Here is a 14,985-nt window from a genome sequence, read left to right on the forward strand (position 1 = left end):
GGCAGCTTTTCCGTTTGCGACTTTCCGTCTTGCGAGCCGGCTCAGCCACCACGCAGGCTGTGGCTGATCCGGGTGACGACGGCATCCCATCGCCGCTTCTGGGCGGCCGGATAATTGATCAGAACGCAGTGCACGTAGCCGCGCGCGAAATTGCAGCGGTTGTACCAGATCTTGTCGCGCTTGATGCTCGAGACCACGAAGAAGTTCGAGCTGATCCGTTTGTAGATGATCCCCGTCGGCGGATTCTTGCTGGCGAGGAATTCGGCCGGCGACAGACCTTGCCGGTTCTCGACGGCCTGAACGGTGAAGTCGGCATTGCCGTCGGAGCTGCGGAAATGCTGCCCATATCCGTCAGGCTTGCCGGCCGGTTCGGTGAAGATCGCGGCGGGAATGTCGACCGACGTTCCGGATTCCGGGATGCGGTAAGTCCTCCAGCCGCTTGCCGAGGCGATCGAGAATGTCGCACAGAGCGCGATGATTGCGGCAAGCAATGTCTTCATGTCCGCCTCGTCATTTGCGCGGCGCCAGTTGCAGCTCCATCAAGGCAATCCTTTGCAGGTTGGAGACGTCCCGCTCGCCAGCGCCGGCGGTGCGCAGGATGGATTCGGCGAGCGCGTTGACGTGCGAGGAATGCACGGGATCCGGCAGGGTCGCAACGGCAGCTTCCAGCGCGGTCGTCATGATCTCGATCACCTCGGGAGAAAATTCGGCGTTGGAAAAATTCTTCATCGCGTGCGTCGGCCGCTTGTGCGGGTCGTGTTCAACGCCGGGAAAAAACGGAAGTTCCTGGATGGGCACGGTCCCGAGTACTGGGACCGTCGGCAGGTCGGCAGGTCACGCAGCCGGCTGGTAGCCAGTGAGCCGAGCGGGCTCGGCCTCCTCGTTGGCAACGCTCTGCACCCTCGCATGGCTGCCGATGACGAGACCGGCGAGCGAGAGCATCAGGCCCAGCGCGAGCGGCGCGAACAGGGCCTCTTCCTGAAATAATCCGTTGAGCAGAACGATCAGGATTCCGAAGCCGGCGAGGCCCTGCGTCAGATATCCCGACGACGCGTACAGGCGCCAGGCCTTGAGCGCCATCGCGAAATAGAAGGCCAGCGGCACGAAGGCCGCGATGCCCATCTGGTACAAGAGGACGCCGATCGCGCTTTCGACCGCGCCGTCGATCGTGCCGGCCGCCTGCGCAGCACTCCAATCGATCGAAAAATAGCTGTCCGACAAATTGCCGCCGATGCCGAGGCCCCGGCCGTAAGGTCTCTGCACGAATCCGTCGAGGCCGCCCATCAGGCCGATGACGTGATAGTCGCCGATCTGCAGGCCGATGCGGATCGCCAGGATCGCAAAGGCGATCATGCCGGCGAACCCCAGCAACAATGTCGCTACGGCACCGATGAGGCGAGTCCCGATCCAGCCCGCAGCCACGAAGATGACGGTGATGAGCGCTCCCTTCACGCTGCAGAAGACCAGCAGCGGCAGGGCTGCCAAGGCGAGCAGCGGGCGTCCGACCGAGAACAGGAACAGGGCGAGAAAGCCGATCCCGTAGGCGAAGCTGATCGGGTGCATGTTCGGGCCGTGAATGCGCAGCATCTTCGACAGGCCGAAGCCTTCGAGCAAGGGCGTGTTCAGGAAGTCGAAGCTGAAGCGATCCTTGAGTGTGACGGGCACGTTGCCGGTCTGCCGCATCTGGGTTTCCCAGACGCCGGAATGGGTCGCCTTGAGCTCGTCGAAGCCCCAGAACGTATGGCCGTTGGTGACGGCCAGCCAGACATCGCGCAAGACGAGCTCGACATAGCCGCACAGCATGAGGATGACCGCGAGCGCGACCAGGAACGGCGTGATGCGCACCTCAAAGGTTGCCGCGGTCAGGAGCGACAGCTGAAACAGAAACAGCGGCAGAACGATGTTGCGCAAATAGACCGCCGCCGGCTGCCCGTCCTGGACGAAGCCGATCGCGAAATAGAGCGAGACGACGGCGAGGGTGACGACGCCCCAGCGCATGATCTGATTGATTTCCCTCGACTGGCTCCTCTGGCCCAGCACGTAGAGCGCAAACGTCGCCAGCCACATCACGGAGCAAATCAGGAAATTGTAGCCCTTGATGAAGTCGAGATCGGAGGGGAGCGGGACCAGCGGCGACAGGATGGAGACGAACAGGTTCTGGAAGAACAGGATGAAGATCGCGACCGCCGGGGCCCAGGTCGGGACCGCAACGACGATGGCGATACCGATCAGGACCTCGATGATGATGGCCAGCGCGGGATTGGCGAGATGCAGAACCGGCGCAGAGCTGATCGTCGCGATGGCGATGCAGAAGGTCGCGGCCAGCTCGCGCCAGGCCGGAGGCGACGGCGCGGCCTGCACGCTCTGGCCTTGCGGTGAGTACCCGGCGCTCATCAATCGTCCTTTACCATCGCGCCGGACACGATAGCCGCGCGAGGGGTAAGGATCCGTTAACGATCGCGGCGCGCAGCGGGAGCCCGTTCAGGCCGGCCGGGCGCGCCGAGCAGCGCCCGCATCACGTCGGGATCGGGCTTGCCGGTTGCGGCGTCGACCAGGCCAAAGCCTTGCGCCAGTTCCCAATGCGCCCAGCCCCAGCAATGCGCGCGGGCATAGGCAGTGACCTCCGCCAGCCAGCGCAACCGGCTCTGCCGGGGAGCGCCGGCTTTCAACACGCCGAACTCATTGACGATGATCGGCCGCGAAAATTGCTGCTGCCATGCGAGCGCCGGCGCGAGCCAGCGATCGGCTCCCGGCTTCTCCTTGGCGGCGCCAATCGCGGTATCGAGCATGGCGAGCGCCTTGACCGCGGCCCTAGCCTGCAAATCCTGCCGAAGCGCCTGAACCTTGGGATCGCCGGCATTGATCGGATAAGGCAGATCCATGATGTCGTGCAGCGGATCGCGCGCGTCCCAGTGCCCCTGATGGGTGAACACCATCGGATCGTAGAAATGGATGGCATAGACGACGTCAGGGTCCGCCAGCGGGCGAAACCGCGGCAGCGAGTCCGCGCGCTGCCAGTTGACCGGGCCGACGATGAGCGTGGTGGAGGGCAGCAACCGGCGAACGAAGGCGGCGAGCGCCTCGACCTCCTTTTGCCATCGGTCCGCTTCGATATCGGGTTCGTTGAGCAACTCGGCGAAGACTAGATCGGCTGGATATGACCGAATGACCCCAGCAAGCGCGCGCCAGGCCTCCTGCATCTCGCCCATCGCTGCATCCGGATCATCCTTGTGCAGGCGATTGAAGCGCTCGCCCGGATGAAGGTCGACGGAGCTGGAATAGCCGAGCGAGGTCAGCTGCTTCAACGCGCCGTCTAGCACGCGCAGCGTCGCCTCGCGCTCGTCCTTTGCGGCAAAGCGCGGCATCACGCGCTCCGCCGGCACCGGCAGGCGGACATGGCTCATGCCCGCCTTGCGCAGCTGCTGCAGCAGCGCGCGGCTCGGCGGCGCACCGTTGATCCAGCCGTCGGCGTTGAAGCCGCGCGAGAGGGCGGCAAGCCGCCCGGGCGAAACCGTCGACGGCAGTGGCACGCAATCCTCGGCGAATACCGGACGGCCGACCGCGATCGACAACAGCATCGCCGCAGCCAGCAGACGGCAGCGCAAGGCTGTCATCGTCACACCGCAAGGCCCAAAGCGCCACCGTCGGGCTGAGCCACCATTGAATCAGCGGGCACGTGATTGACGACGAGGCCGGTCGGCACCGCCGCGTATCTCGACAGCGCCGCGGTCACTCTGCGCATCGCCGACGAACCAAGCTCGCCGGCGCGCGCCACCAGAACGATCAGGTCGGCATGCGCGGCCAGCGCAGTGGCGTCGGGCTGCAAGGCGAGATTGCCGGCGTGGACCACGATCAGGTCGAACTCCGAGCGGATATCGTCCTCGGGCCGCGCATCGGGCTTCCGCCCGGCACTGAGCAGCTCGTCGATCGACTGAAGTCCCGCCGTGGTCGAGCCGTCCTGCCATTCGGTCACCGGCGGCTGGGAGCCTGCAAATTCCGGCTGGAGCCGGATCAGCACGCTCATCATGCCGCGGTTGACGGCGGCGCGATTGAGGGCGCGCGCCACGGTGTTGCCGCCGGCGCTCTTGCCGACCGACAAGACCAGCGCGACCTTGCAGCCGCGCACCGGCACGCGGTCGATGCGTTCGAGCAACGGCCGTAAGTGGGGGCCGAGATCGAGCTCGGCCGACGCGCTGACCGGTCTTTGCCAGACCGTGTTGATCCCGCCTCCGTTGATCCCGGCGCCTGGCGCCAGCTCGGGGATGCGGGCCCAGACAGGAAGGCGGGGCATCGCCTCGGCTGGGCGCGCGGCGGCGGCAGGAGGGGAAACTTGCCGGTTGGGCGTCTCCTCCGCTTCACGTGAGACAGGCGCCTCAACGGATTCGGGCTTGTCGGCGGACAGGCTCGTCGTCACCGCAACGGCGGCGGTCGACGTCAGCAGCGAGCCGATCGCCAGCGCCGCGAGCAGCAAGGCGAGCGGCGGACGCGTCGAGCGCAACGGCGGAATGGCAACGGATGCGATCTTGGTCTGGGACGCCTGCAGCTGACGCTGCTCATTGGTGGTCTTGAACCGCGACAGGAACTGCTCGTAGATGTTGCGGTTGGCATCGGCGTCGCGCTGCAGCTCCTGCAGCTTCACCAGCGCCTGGCCGTCGCGCAGCATCTTGGTCTCGACCGCCTTGAGCTGCTTTTCCAGCGCGTTCTGCTGCTCCAGCTGAGCCTCATATTCGGACTTGGCCGTATCGATGTTCTTCTTCCGCTCGATCTCGATCTGCCGGTTGATATCCGCCAGCTGGCTGTAGGAGATCGCAAGGTCGGGATGGCGGTCGCCATAAACCGCCTTCTTCTGCGCGATCTGGTCGTTCAGCGCCGAGCGCTGCGCGCGCAGCATGCTGAGGAGATCCTGCTTCACCGGCCCTTCGACATTGGCCTTGACGTCGCGCTGCACCTGCTCGTAGCGCGCCTTGGCCTCCTCGGTGCGGGCGCGGGCGGCGGAGACCTGCTGGGTCAGGTCGGTCACCCGCAATTGCTGCGTGGTGGATTCCTTGCCGGCATTGACGATGTTGTGCTCGAGCCGGAAGGCGGCGACGGCGTCTTCCGACGCGCGCAGGCGCTCGCTCAGCGTCTTCAGCCGGTCCTGGAGCCAGCCGGCCGCCTCGTCCGTCGCCTCGGTGCGGACGCGGCCCTGGCTGACAACGAAGGCCTCGGCGATGGCATTGGCGTAGTAGGCGGCGCGATCCGGCCGGTTGGAGGTGAAGGAAATCGCGATGACGTAGGTCAGCCCGCGCCGGGTGATCTCGAGGCGGTTGCGGAATCTTTCGAGCAGGCGCGTCATGTCGGTGTAGCCGCCCGCGATGTCCTCGTCGTCCGCGATCTTGAGCTGCTCGATCAGGGGGCGGAGGAAGCCGTCGGATTTGGCGATCTCGATCTGGCTTTGCAGCGCCGCGGCATCCTGGCCGATGCCGGGCAGCACGTCCTGCTCCGAGGTCACGCGCAGCTCGCGCGGATCGAGCACGACCAGGGCCGTCGCGGCATAGCGGACCGGAAGCACCATCAGGGCGACGACGCCGAGGGCGAACAGCGCCAGCGCCAGCGTCAGAATGCGCCGGCCGTTCTCGCGCAGAAAGGACAGCGTCCCGGAGACGGTCAGCGATCCCTTGGTCATGCCCGGCGAGGCGCCGTCAGGCTTCGCCTTCGCAGCGCGCGGCGCTTCCCACGAAGCCGCTTGCTCCGTCGGGGCGATGCTTCGCGGAGATGCGCGGCTACCGAACGCCATGGGTTGGACTCGAAATCAACTGACAGTCATAGCTCTGAGGCTTGCTACACCGTAAATATCCATGGTTAACCGGCGGTTACGGCTGGGCCGGGCTGGGATGGTCTTGGGCGGTGAACGATTCGTTAACGCGACGCGGCCAGCCATTCAGGCGCGGCGCACATCGGCGGCGCCTGCCTGCGCTCGCCTCGATGTGCGACCGCTCACAAGGCGATGACATATCCATCCCGCCTCGGATCGGCGGCACCCGTCATCACGCCGGTTTCCGGATCGAGCGCGATGGCCTGCATGCCGCCGCAGAGCATGGTCCACCCGGTGTCCAGGATCTCGATCTCGTGACCGCGGCGTTTCAGTTCGACGATCGTTTCCGGCGCGATGCGGTTCTCTGCCTGAATGAAGCGGCCGTCCCACAGCCGTGAACGCGGCGCCTCGATCGCCTGCTGCAGCGGAAGGCCGAACTCGATGTGCTGCACATAAGCCTGGGCCTGGGTTTGCGGGATGCCGTAGCTGCCGGGCGTCCCCAGCGCGAGCACCGGACGGCTGCCGCGCGTCGCAATCGACGGTGCCAGCGTCACCGGCAACGCATCGCCCGGCTTGGCGAGGTTCGGGCTTCCCGGCTGCACGTCGGCCCAATGCAGATGATTGTTGAGGCAAACGCCGGTCCCCGCCACCACGACGCCGCTGCCGAACGGGCTGCCGAGACTTTGCGTCATGCAGACCAGATTGCCTTCGGCGTCGGCGATCGAGAACGAGGTGGTGTGGCCGGGATCGGCACGATCCTGCGGCATCCATTGCTCTGTCGGGCCCGTGATCGGCCGGCCGTCGCTCACACGCTGGCGAAGCCGCGCGATCGTCGCCTCGGACATTGCTGCAGCGGCTTGATCCGGTCCCAGATTGCCATGGGCGATGCGCTCGCCGGCGGCGAGACGGATCGCGCGATAGACCGTATCGAGATGATCGGCACCGTCCTTCGGCAAACGCCCGAGGTCAAAGCCTTCAAGGATCTTGAGGGTCAGGGCGAACTGAAAGCCGCCACATTGCTGCGCCGGGACGTGAAGCTCGAGCCCCCGATAGGACACGGTCAGGGGATCGAACCAATGCGGCTTGACGGCGATGACATCGTCCAGCGTCAGGCTGCCGCCGAGCGTGGCGAGATAGTCCACGATCCGCCGGCCGAGCTTGCCGCCATACAGATGCTCGGGCCCCAAGTCGGAGATCTCGGCAAGAGTCTGCGCAAGATCAGGCTGCGCGACGATGCTGCCGAGCTTCACCGGCATTCCATCCGGGAGATAGTTCCTGACCAGTGCGGCGTGCAGCTCCGGCCAGGGTTCGAGCAGCGGCACCTGCTCGTTGATCTCATCAACACCGAAGTCCGAGAGCGCAAAGCCGCCCTCCGCCAGCGTGATCGCCGGCGCAAAGACGTCTGGAAGCGATTTGCGTCCATAGCGCGAGAGCAGCTCGCACCAGCCCGCGAGATTGCCGGGCATCGAGGCCGCCTGCGCACCGCGCTCGAGCTCGAATCTGCTGGTGTATCTGCCGACCGGGAAGCTTGCGGGCACCGGCGGAGCGAAGTCGAGCACGCGAATGCGCTGCTCGATCGCCACCCAGATCGTGGCCAGTCCAAACCCGGCAAGCCCCGACATGAACGGCTCGACCACGTTGAGGGCGGCCGCCGTGGCGACGGCCGCATCGAACGCATTGCCGCCCTGCATCAGGATTCGTGCACCGGCCTGTGCCGCGAGCGGATGCGCGGCGGCGACCATGCCGTGCCGCGAGAACAGCGTCGGACGCCCATATGTCCTGGCGAGTTGCATCCGGAAAAGGCCTTCCGCCGATCAGTGCGTCGTCACAACAGCCTGGATCGCCTCCGACATGATCTCGAGACCGCGATCGATTTCGGCCTCGGACACCGTGAGCGGCGGCGCGATGCGGAATACGCCGCCCATGCTGGGCAACTTGACGATGTTCATGCTGAGACCGCGACGCATGGTCTCCTCCATGATCCGCGCGCCGAGTTCAAACCCCGGCGTCTTGGACTGCCGGTCGACGACGATTTCAAGACCAAGCAGAAGCCCGCGGCCCCTGACGTCACCGACGCATTCGAACTTTTGCTGCAGCGACAGCAATCCATCCCGGAGCCTGTTGCCCCTGGCGGTTGCCTGCGCCACCAACCCGTCGCGCGCGACAACGTCGAGCACCGTGACGCCGATCGCGGCGGGCAAGGGATCGGAGACATGCGTGGTGTAGAACAGGAAGCCGCGCTCGAACGCGGTCTGCTCGATGGCCTTTGTCGTCATGACCGCGGCGAGCGGCAGACCGGCGCCGAGCGTCTTCGACAGCGTGAGAATATCAGGCACCACGCCGTCACGCTCGAAGGCAAACATGTGCCCGGTGCGGCCGATTCCGGTCTGAGCTTCGTCGAGGATCAGCAGCATGCCGCGCTGCTCGCATTTTTGCTTCAAGGCCGCGAGATAGCCGAGCGGCAGTTCCAGAATGCCGCCGCTGGAGAGGATCGGCTCGGCGATGAAGGCCGCCAGACTACCGGTCGACTGGCTGTCGATCAGTGCGAACGCATCGTCGAGCTCGGTCTGCCAGTCGTTGCTGCCGTCGACGTTCCTGAAGCGCGGCCTATAGGCGTTCGGCGCGGGAATGACGAACGATCCGACCGCGGCCGGCCCATAACCGCGCCGGCCCGCGCTGTAGGTCGCCGACGCCGCCGCGCCGGTCATGCCGTGCCAGCTTTGCGCGAAGGCGACGATTTCGTGCCGGCCGGTGACGAGCTTGGCCATCCGGATCGCCGCTTCATTGGCTTCCGCGCCTGTCGTCAGCAGCTGCACGCGGTCGAGACCGGGCGCAAGCGCAGCGAGACGCTCGGCCAACGTCACCACCGGACGCGAGAGCATGCCGCTGAAGAGATGAGCGACCGCACCCATTTGCCGTGCGACCGTGGCGACGATGTCGGGATGCGTGTGCCCCAGCACAGCGCTCATCTGACCCGAGGTGAAGTCGAGGATGGCGCGTCCGTCGGCGTCGTAGACGAAACTGCCGGCCGCACGCTCGATGATGACGGGTTCGAAACTCGGCCCGTAGCGGGTCAGATGCGTGTTGGCGGACGCCCAGAAATCGGGATCGGCATTCAAGGTCATGACAGCCACCTGCGCTTGGGACGTCTGACCTCTAGTCAAGAATCTGGCTTCAGGCTAATTGATATAATTCAATCTGGATATCAATCTTCCTGATGCCGACGCTGGATCTCACCCTCCTGAGGAATTTCGTCCTCGTGGCCCGCACCGGCTCGATCAGCCTGGCCGCCTTGCAAATTGGCCGGACACAGTCCGCGCTCAGCATGCAGATGCAACGGCTGGAACAGACGATCACGCAGCCGCTGTTTCACCGCAGCGGATCCGGCATGAGGCTGACCGCGGCCGGCGAGAAACTGCTCGCCCACGCCGAGACGCTGCTGGCGCAGCACGACGAGATTCTCGCCGACATGAGCGGCGAGAGTCTCAAGGGGACGCTGAGCCTAGGCTGCCCGGAGGACTATTCGATCGCTTTCCTGCCGGCGCTGCTGAAGGGGTTCTGCGCGCTGCATCCCAATGTCGAGCTGCGCATGGTCTGCGCACCGACCTCCGAGCTGCGCCCGATGCTGGCGCGGCGCCAGATCGACATGGCGCTGGTCTCGCTGTCCGATGCCGGAGCGCGCGAGGTGATCCGCGAGGAGCGCTTCGTCTGGGTCGCGAACGAGGCCGAACCGAAAATACTGACGCAGGATGTGCTGCCGCTGGCGCTGGCGGCGCCGATGAGCCTGGACTACCGCGCCGCCTGCGCCGCGATGGACGCGGTCAATCGGCGCTACAGGGTCGCCTACGCGAGCAACAGCCTCGCCGGCCTGATCGCGATCGCGCGGTCCGGTCATGCGATCAGCGTCCTGACACGAACCGCCGTCCCGTTCGATCTACACGTCGTCTCGGCCGGACTGCCCCTGCTTCCGACCATCGGCATCGCGCTCGAATTCTCGGAGGCGAGGCCCTCGCTGCTGGCGACGACGCTGGCCGAGCACGTCCGCACCGTATTGCCCGGACTGAAGACCAAGGCGGAGATCGATTAGTGACCTGCGCGTGTGCGGCGAGCGCAGCGCTCAGCTGATGTTCAGGAGAATCCGTCCCGATGTGCCGCTGCGCATCAGATCCAGGGCGTCGTTGATGTCGTCGAGCGCGAACTCGTGGGTGACGATGCCGCGGTAGCTCACCTTGCCGGCGTCGCTGAGTCGCACCAGGCGCGGGATATCGCGCGCGGGCTGGCATTGCCCGCCTTCCGAGCCCTTCAGCACCTTCTCGAAGTGCAACGGAAGGGTATAGATCTCGGCCTTCTCGCGGGGCACGCCGACGAGGATGCAGCGGCCTTTCTTGGCGGTGATCTCGTAGGCGAGCTCGATCAGGTTCTTGACGCCGGTGGTCTCGACGACCTTGTCGGGGCCGTCGGCCCCCGTGATGGACCGGACCTCGGCGGCCACATCCTTCACGGTCTCGGAATTGATGATGTGGGTGGCACCGAAATCCTTCGCCATGGCCAGCTTGTTGTCGAGGCGGTCGATCGCAATGACCGGCCAGGCGCCGACCATCGCGGCGAATTGCACGATGTTCAATCCGACGCCGCCGACACCGAATACGACGACGGCTTCGCCGATGGCGATCTGCGCATCGTTGTTGACGACGCCGAGCGCGGTCGTCACCGCGCAGCCGAGCAGCGGCGCACTGGTGCGGTCGATCGTATCAGGAACGGGCGTGACGCGATTTTCCGACACCACGGCATATTCGTTGAAGGTGGTGACCCAGCCCGCATTGAGGCGCTTGCCGCGCCAGGAATAGACCGGCGTGTTGGACTGGATGCCCTTGCCCGGCCGCCAATGCATGACGACGGTGTCGCCCTGCTTGCAGGAGACGACGCCGGGTCCGGTTTCGACGATGGTCGCCAGCGCCTCGTGCCCCAACAGGTGCGGCAGGAACTTGTCGACGCCCTTGACGGCGTCGATCTCGTTGATCTGCGCGCCGCAAATGCTCGACGTGTGCACATGGGCGAGCACCTGACCGTGCTCGAGCCTGTCGGGCAGATTGAACTCGTCGACGATCAGCGGCTTGCCGGATTCGACGAGGATCGCGGCCTTTGCAGTCTTGATGTCCATGGGTCGCGCGCCCGGTCACTCGAAATAGATGAATTCGTAATCGCCGGTGTAGCCAAGCTTGCCGTAGAGCCAGATCCATTCCGAGGTGTGCAGGATGGATTCTGCCGTCAGCGCCCAGCATTCGAGGTTGTGCAGCTCGGTGACGTTCCGGTAGCCCTCGACCATGACGTATTTGTTCTTGCCGACCCGCTCGATCTCCTTGAGCGCGGCCTCGAGCTCGTAGAGCCTGAGATTGTGCAGGGTGCCGAGCGAGATGACGAGGTCGAAGCTGTCGTCGCCATAGGGATAGACGTCCTGGGCGCGATAATTGAACAGATACGGCTTCACCTGCTCGTGCGCATTGGCAAGACCATGCTTGGAGATGTCGAAGCCGGTGACCTTCAGGCCCGGCAGGATCTTCTGCATCTCGTACAACAGAAAACCCTTGCCGCAGCCGACGTCGAGCACGCTCGACCCGTCCTTCAGGCCATAGGTCTCGATTAGCGCCTTGGCGACCGGGGCCCAGCGCCCCTCGATGAAGCGGTAGCCGCCATAACCGAAACGGCGATCGCCGTCCCAGTAATCGGCCTCGTACTCCCGCGCCTTCAGCGAGCAGCCGATCTTGTCGTCGTTCATGCGGCCCATGTAGTCGCGCTTGGTCGCAGTGTGCAGCGGCGTTACGATATTCAGCAGTCGTCCCATTGAGCCCTCGGATTTCATCACGCGCGGAGATTGTCTTGACCGGCCTGGGGAGCCTCGCACGTGACCTGCGACTGGCCCTAGCATTTGTGGCGAAGACCATCATTGTTTCAGATCAATGATGTGGAAATGCTGCCGCGGCGCCGGTCAAGATCCGGCCGATGATTCGCCAGTGCCGACCAAGCGCCAGGTTCCAGCCGCGGCTGCCGGCGGCCGTGACATGGCGACGCTGGAACGAGATGCGCCGCACGGCGTTCGGCAGCGAGGAGAATCCTGCCATGCCGACCAAGCCGACCATCGCCCGCGTCTGGCGCGGCCGTACCCGCCGCGACCTCGCCGACGCCTACCAGGCCTATCTGCAAGCCGAGGGCATCCCGCCGCTGCGAAAGACCGCGCTCGGTGTGCAGCAACTGCGCGAGGACCGCGACGAGGAGACGTGGTTCACCACCATTTCCTATTGGGCGGACATCGCAGCCATGACGGCTTTCACCAAGGGCGAGCCGACCAAGGTCCATCATCTCGCGCGCGACGCGGAGTTTCTGATCGAGCTGCCGGAGCGCATCGAGATCCACCGCATCCTGATCGACGAGCAGGGCCTGCGGTGAAGGCCTCGCTCATCCGCTTGTCCGTGTCTTGATTCCCCGCTCCGCCGCGCTATACGTTCCCGCCATGATGTTCATCTCCACATTCTTCCCGCTGATCTGAACGGCCGAACGTCGTTCCGGCGCTCCTGCGCCACTCAGATCAAACGGCTACGCGCGCTGCGGTAGCCGAACGGAGACATGTGCAATGCCCAAGACCGAACAGGTTGGCCTGACGCCCCGTCAGGTCCAGACCTTCATCGACGACGGTTTCGTCAAACTCGAGAATGCCTTCAGCACCGACCTTGCCAAGCAATGCAGGGACGAGCTGTGGGCGGATATCGGCCTGTCGCCGGACGAGCCCGAACATTGGACCGAGCCCGTTGTCCGGGTCGGCGCCAAAGCGACGCCCCCCTTCATTGAAGCCGCGAACACGCCGCGTCTGCACAAGGCCTATGATCAGCTCGCCGGCGAAGGGCGCTGGCTTGCGCCCAGGGGCCTCGGAACGTTTCCGATCCGCTTCCCGTCATCGCAATCGCCAGGCGACGATGGCTGGCATGTGGACATGAGCTTTGGCACAGCCCATGCCGACTTCATGGAATGGCGTGCCAATGTGAAGAGCAGCGGCCGTGCGCTGCTGATGCTCTTCCTGTTCTCGGACGTCGGAAACGATGATGCGCCCACGCGAATCCGGAAAGGCTCGCATGCGGCCATCGCGCGGGAGCTACTGCCCCATGGCGAGGCGGGCGCAACGCTCCGGCAACTTGCTGCCGGCGACTGGGCGTCGACAAGGGATCGCGAGGTTGAACTTGCGACCGGCAAGCCAGGCACCGTCTATCTGTGCCACCCGTTCCTGGTTCATGCCGCGCAACCCCACCGCGGGAAAGAGCCGCGCTTCATGGCACAGCCTCCGCTGCTGCCGAAGCGCGAATTCGATCCGGCGCTGCCACCTTCGCCGATTCAGATCGCGATCCGGCGGGCTTGCGGGCTGACGGTGTAGGCGGATGGCATCCGGGGCCGCTGGGCGGTCCCGGATGTTGCTGTCGCCTTGTGTCGTTTGCGAAACCGCATCACGCCGACAGCGGCACGCTCAAAGGCACGGATTTTTCACCGGTGGTCGCTTGACGGACAAGAGCGTGTTCAAAGTTGAAACTCGCAAGTCGTGCGAAGCGGACCGCAATGCAATGCTCATGGGACGAATAGGGTTGGCTTCGCACAGTTTGCGGCGATCGTCGTCGGATTGCCCGCGCACCACGTCCCCGACGTGCTGCTTACGTTGCCGAATGGCATCCTGAAGCTCCGATTTGGTCACGGGAACGATGCTGTTCTCAACGATGAACTCGTTCATGCGAGCTATCGCATCGTCCAGATCGGCTTCAAAGGCTTGATCTTCGCTCGGCTGGCAAACTTCGGTGTAGGCTCGAACCCCGACATAAATCTCCCAACTGCATTGCACGGCTCCGCGTCCGCTGTTGTCGAACCCGGTACTCATGATCCGGTCGCCATCGCGCTCCAAAAAGAAGGACACCCCCGAGGAGAGATCTATACGTCGCGTCGCCTTGCCCTTGTCATTGACGCCATCAACCACCTTTGCGTCGGACCGCTTCGTCAAGGCATCCCACAACGGAGACCACTGTGCCTCCTGGGCATCGGCGGTGAGGGCTGATAGCAGCAGCGCGGCAGCGACACAGATCAAGTCACTGGCTGCGGACCATGTGCGACGCTTAGACATCAAGGGCTTTCCAGCAGACCGTGCGGTGTGGGACGATAGCTGCGCCCGCGGCAAACGCAATCCAGAATTGCGCGGCGCAAGTGTGACCCCGACCACCGTCGTCACAGTTTCCCATACACCCGCGCGGCGACCGCCTTCAGGCGCTCGACCGAGCCGGACTGCGGATGCGGCTTGACCGGGGCGAACAGGATCGAAGCCTGGCGGCCGTTCTTCCAGACATGGATGTGGACGGCGTTGCCGTTGCCCTTGGTGCAGGAATGCTCGCCGAAGGCTTCGCGGCCGAGCTCGGGGATCGCCACGTGCGTGCATGGCCCTGCACGCTTCATCATGCCGATGGCGGTATCGCGCGAGGTCGTGATCACCGCGACGGTCATGGTGTTGGCCTCACGATCGAACATCATGCAGCTGCCTGCCCCGGTCCGCTGCACCGTCAGCGTGCGGTTGTCGAGAAAGCCGTCGGCATCGGCGGCCGTGAGCCACTCGCAATTGCCGAACCGCTCGCTGCTCCTGCTCACATTGCCGACGGCAACGCGCGCGGCTTCGGCGATCGGCGCGAGCAGCGCATCATCGGCACGCCGGCCGATCGGATAGACGCTGATCTGCAGGATGTAATCGCCGGACAGGGCGACGACCGAGGCCTCCTGGCGTTCCGCGCCCGCCGCGCTCGTTCCACCCTGGCCCTCGTCGCCGATTCCGGACACTGCGCTCAGCGGCATGCGTTCGCCAAGCGTCTTGACGAAGGTCGCGTACAATTCCCTGGCGCGGTCCTTGTCGGGATTGCGGAACACGGAGAGCATCATCGTGTCGCCGCGCCCGGCCTGGTAGATGCAGCCGCGGCCGTCCTGGTTCGAAATCAGCGACCATTTCAGCGCCGGCATCGCCCGGGCGAGCTCCTGGGCGCTGATGAACGGGCAGGTTTCGGCCGCGCGCGCGGGAAGCACCGGGGCGGCTGCGATGGCAAGGAATAAAACGAAGCGGGAGAATAGATGATCGATCGTGCGCATCGGACGAACTTACTATCGAAACGGTGCGCCCGACG

Annotated in this window: 15 protein-coding genes; 3 read left to right on the forward strand and 12 right to left on the reverse strand. The window is 65.0% G+C overall.

What is annotated here, in order from left to right:
* Nucleotides 1-41 precede the first annotated feature (41 nt).
* From I6F33_RS30095 to I6F33_RS30125, 7 genes are all read right to left on the reverse strand, one after another.
* A complete protein-coding gene (locus I6F33_RS30095) occupies nucleotides 42-500 on the reverse strand; it encodes a hypothetical protein (protein WP_225144971.1) in 459 nt (152 codons plus the stop codon).
* A gap of 10 nt (nucleotides 501-510) precedes the next feature.
* Nucleotides 511-729: a hypothetical protein gene (locus I6F33_RS30100; protein WP_225144972.1), complete on the reverse strand. Its 219-nt coding sequence runs from the start codon at nucleotides 727-729 to the stop codon at nucleotides 511-513.
* A 105-nt stretch (nucleotides 730-834) separates the two neighbouring features.
* Nucleotides 835-2,394 carry a hypothetical protein gene (locus I6F33_RS30105; RefSeq protein ID WP_225144973.1) on the reverse strand — a complete coding sequence of 520 codons (1,560 nt, stop codon included), beginning with the start codon at nucleotides 2,392-2,394 and terminating at the stop codon, nucleotides 835-837.
* Between the two features lie 56 nt (nucleotides 2,395-2,450).
* The gene (locus I6F33_RS30110) at nucleotides 2,451-3,614 is read right to left on the reverse strand and encodes a glycoside hydrolase family 5 protein (RefSeq protein WP_225144974.1); all 1,164 of its coding nucleotides are present in this window, start codon (nucleotides 3,612-3,614) and stop codon (nucleotides 2,451-2,453) included.
* Between the two features lie 2 nt (nucleotides 3,615-3,616).
* Nucleotides 3,617-5,776 carry a GumC family protein gene (locus I6F33_RS30115; RefSeq protein WP_225144975.1) on the reverse strand — a complete coding sequence of 720 codons (2,160 nt, stop codon included), beginning with the start codon at nucleotides 5,774-5,776 and terminating at the stop codon, nucleotides 3,617-3,619.
* Nucleotides 5,777-5,976: 200 nt separating this feature from the next.
* Nucleotides 5,977-7,587, reverse strand: coding sequence for a gamma-glutamyltransferase family protein (locus I6F33_RS30120; RefSeq protein WP_225144976.1), 1,611 nt, complete (start codon nucleotides 7,585-7,587; stop codon nucleotides 5,977-5,979).
* A gap of 21 nt (nucleotides 7,588-7,608) precedes the next feature.
* Nucleotides 7,609-8,919 carry an aspartate aminotransferase family protein gene (locus I6F33_RS30125; protein WP_225144977.1) on the reverse strand — a complete coding sequence of 437 codons (1,311 nt, stop codon included), beginning with the start codon at nucleotides 8,917-8,919 and terminating at the stop codon, nucleotides 7,609-7,611.
* Nucleotides 8,920-9,011: 92 nt separating this feature from the next.
* Here I6F33_RS30125 and I6F33_RS30130 point away from each other — a divergent pair, with 92 nt between their 5' ends.
* Complete coding sequence (locus I6F33_RS30130) at nucleotides 9,012-9,881, forward strand: LysR family transcriptional regulator (protein ID WP_225144978.1); 870 nt, start codon at nucleotides 9,012-9,014, stop codon at nucleotides 9,879-9,881.
* Between the two features lie 30 nt (nucleotides 9,882-9,911).
* Here the strand turns inward: I6F33_RS30130 and I6F33_RS30135 are convergent, their stop codons facing one another.
* From I6F33_RS30135 to I6F33_RS30145, 3 genes are all read right to left on the reverse strand, one after another.
* Nucleotides 9,912-10,955 carry a zinc-binding dehydrogenase gene (locus tag I6F33_RS30135; protein ID WP_225114327.1) on the reverse strand — a complete coding sequence of 348 codons (1,044 nt, stop codon included), beginning with the start codon at nucleotides 10,953-10,955 and terminating at the stop codon, nucleotides 9,912-9,914.
* Between the two features lie 15 nt (nucleotides 10,956-10,970).
* A complete protein-coding gene (locus I6F33_RS30140; RefSeq protein ID WP_036014038.1) occupies nucleotides 10,971-11,636 on the reverse strand; it encodes a class I SAM-dependent methyltransferase in 666 nt (221 codons plus the stop codon).
* Nucleotides 11,637-11,748: 112 nt separating this feature from the next.
* The gene (locus tag I6F33_RS30145) at nucleotides 11,749-11,913 is read right to left on the reverse strand and encodes a hypothetical protein (RefSeq protein WP_225144979.1); all 165 of its coding nucleotides are present in this window, start codon (nucleotides 11,911-11,913) and stop codon (nucleotides 11,749-11,751) included.
* On the opposite strand from I6F33_RS30145, the gene I6F33_RS30150 reads away from it, so the two are divergent.
* Complete coding sequence (locus tag I6F33_RS30150; RefSeq protein WP_036014049.1) at nucleotides 11,912-12,238, forward strand: hypothetical protein; 327 nt, start codon at nucleotides 11,912-11,914, stop codon at nucleotides 12,236-12,238. The genes I6F33_RS30145 and I6F33_RS30150 overlap by 2 nt on opposite strands.
* Before the next feature lie 184 nt (nucleotides 12,239-12,422).
* A complete protein-coding gene (locus I6F33_RS30155; protein WP_225126992.1) occupies nucleotides 12,423-13,214 on the forward strand; it encodes a phytanoyl-CoA dioxygenase family protein in 792 nt (263 codons plus the stop codon).
* Between the two features lie 90 nt (nucleotides 13,215-13,304).
* On the opposite strand, the gene I6F33_RS30160 is transcribed toward I6F33_RS30155, so the two are convergent.
* Nucleotides 13,305-13,946, reverse strand: a complete 642-nt coding sequence (locus tag I6F33_RS30160; protein ID WP_036041747.1) for a hypothetical protein — start codon at nucleotides 13,944-13,946, stop codon at nucleotides 13,305-13,307.
* Nucleotides 13,947-14,047: 101 nt separating this feature from the next.
* Entirely contained in the window at nucleotides 14,048-14,950 is a 903-nt protein-coding gene (locus I6F33_RS30165; protein ID WP_225144980.1) for a hypothetical protein, read from the reverse strand.
* Nucleotides 14,951-14,985 lie beyond the last annotated feature (35 nt).

The sequence above is a fragment of the Bradyrhizobium sp. BRP20 genome (assembly GCF_020194215.1).
GTDB lineage: Bacteria > Pseudomonadota > Alphaproteobacteria > Rhizobiales > Xanthobacteraceae > Bradyrhizobium > Bradyrhizobium yuanmingense.

Bases quoted from the DNA above. Each gene is read 5' to 3' on its own strand.
- I6F33_RS30150 (WP_036014049.1), top strand. From the start codon at position 11,912: ATGCCGACCAAGCCGACCATCGCCCGCGTCTGGCGCGGCCGTACCCGC.
- I6F33_RS30120 (WP_225144976.1), bottom strand. From the start codon at position 7,587: ATGCAACTCGCCAGGACATATGGGCGTCCGACGCTGTTCTCGCGGCAC.
- I6F33_RS30155 (WP_225126992.1), top strand. From the start codon at position 12,423: ATGCCCAAGACCGAACAGGTTGGCCTGACGCCCCGTCAGGTCCAGACC.
- I6F33_RS30110 (WP_225144974.1), bottom strand. From the start codon at position 3,614: ATGACAGCCTTGCGCTGCCGTCTGCTGGCTGCGGCGATGCTGTTGTCG.
- I6F33_RS30125 (WP_225144977.1), bottom strand. From the start codon at position 8,919: ATGACCTTGAATGCCGATCCCGATTTCTGGGCGTCCGCCAACACGCAT.
- I6F33_RS30095 (WP_225144971.1), bottom strand. From the start codon at position 500: ATGAAGACATTGCTTGCCGCAATCATCGCGCTCTGTGCGACATTCTCG.
- I6F33_RS30105 (WP_225144973.1), bottom strand. From the start codon at position 2,394: ATGAGCGCCGGGTACTCACCGCAAGGCCAGAGCGTGCAGGCCGCGCCG.
- I6F33_RS30135 (WP_225114327.1), bottom strand. From the start codon at position 10,955: ATGGACATCAAGACTGCAAAGGCCGCGATCCTCGTCGAATCCGGCAAG.
- I6F33_RS30145 (WP_225144979.1), bottom strand. From the start codon at position 11,913: ATGGCAGGATTCTCCTCGCTGCCGAACGCCGTGCGGCGCATCTCGTTC.
- I6F33_RS30140 (WP_036014038.1), bottom strand. From the start codon at position 11,636: ATGGGACGACTGCTGAATATCGTAACGCCGCTGCACACTGCGACCAAG.
- I6F33_RS30100 (WP_225144972.1), bottom strand. From the start codon at position 729: ATGAAGAATTTTTCCAACGCCGAATTTTCTCCCGAGGTGATCGAGATC.
- I6F33_RS30160 (WP_036041747.1), bottom strand. From the start codon at position 13,946: ATGTCTAAGCGTCGCACATGGTCCGCAGCCAGTGACTTGATCTGTGTC.
- I6F33_RS30130 (WP_225144978.1), top strand. From the start codon at position 9,012: ATGCCGACGCTGGATCTCACCCTCCTGAGGAATTTCGTCCTCGTGGCC.
- I6F33_RS30165 (WP_225144980.1), bottom strand. From the start codon at position 14,950: ATGCGCACGATCGATCATCTATTCTCCCGCTTCGTTTTATTCCTTGCC.
- I6F33_RS30115 (WP_225144975.1), bottom strand. From the start codon at position 5,776: ATGGCGTTCGGTAGCCGCGCATCTCCGCGAAGCATCGCCCCGACGGAG.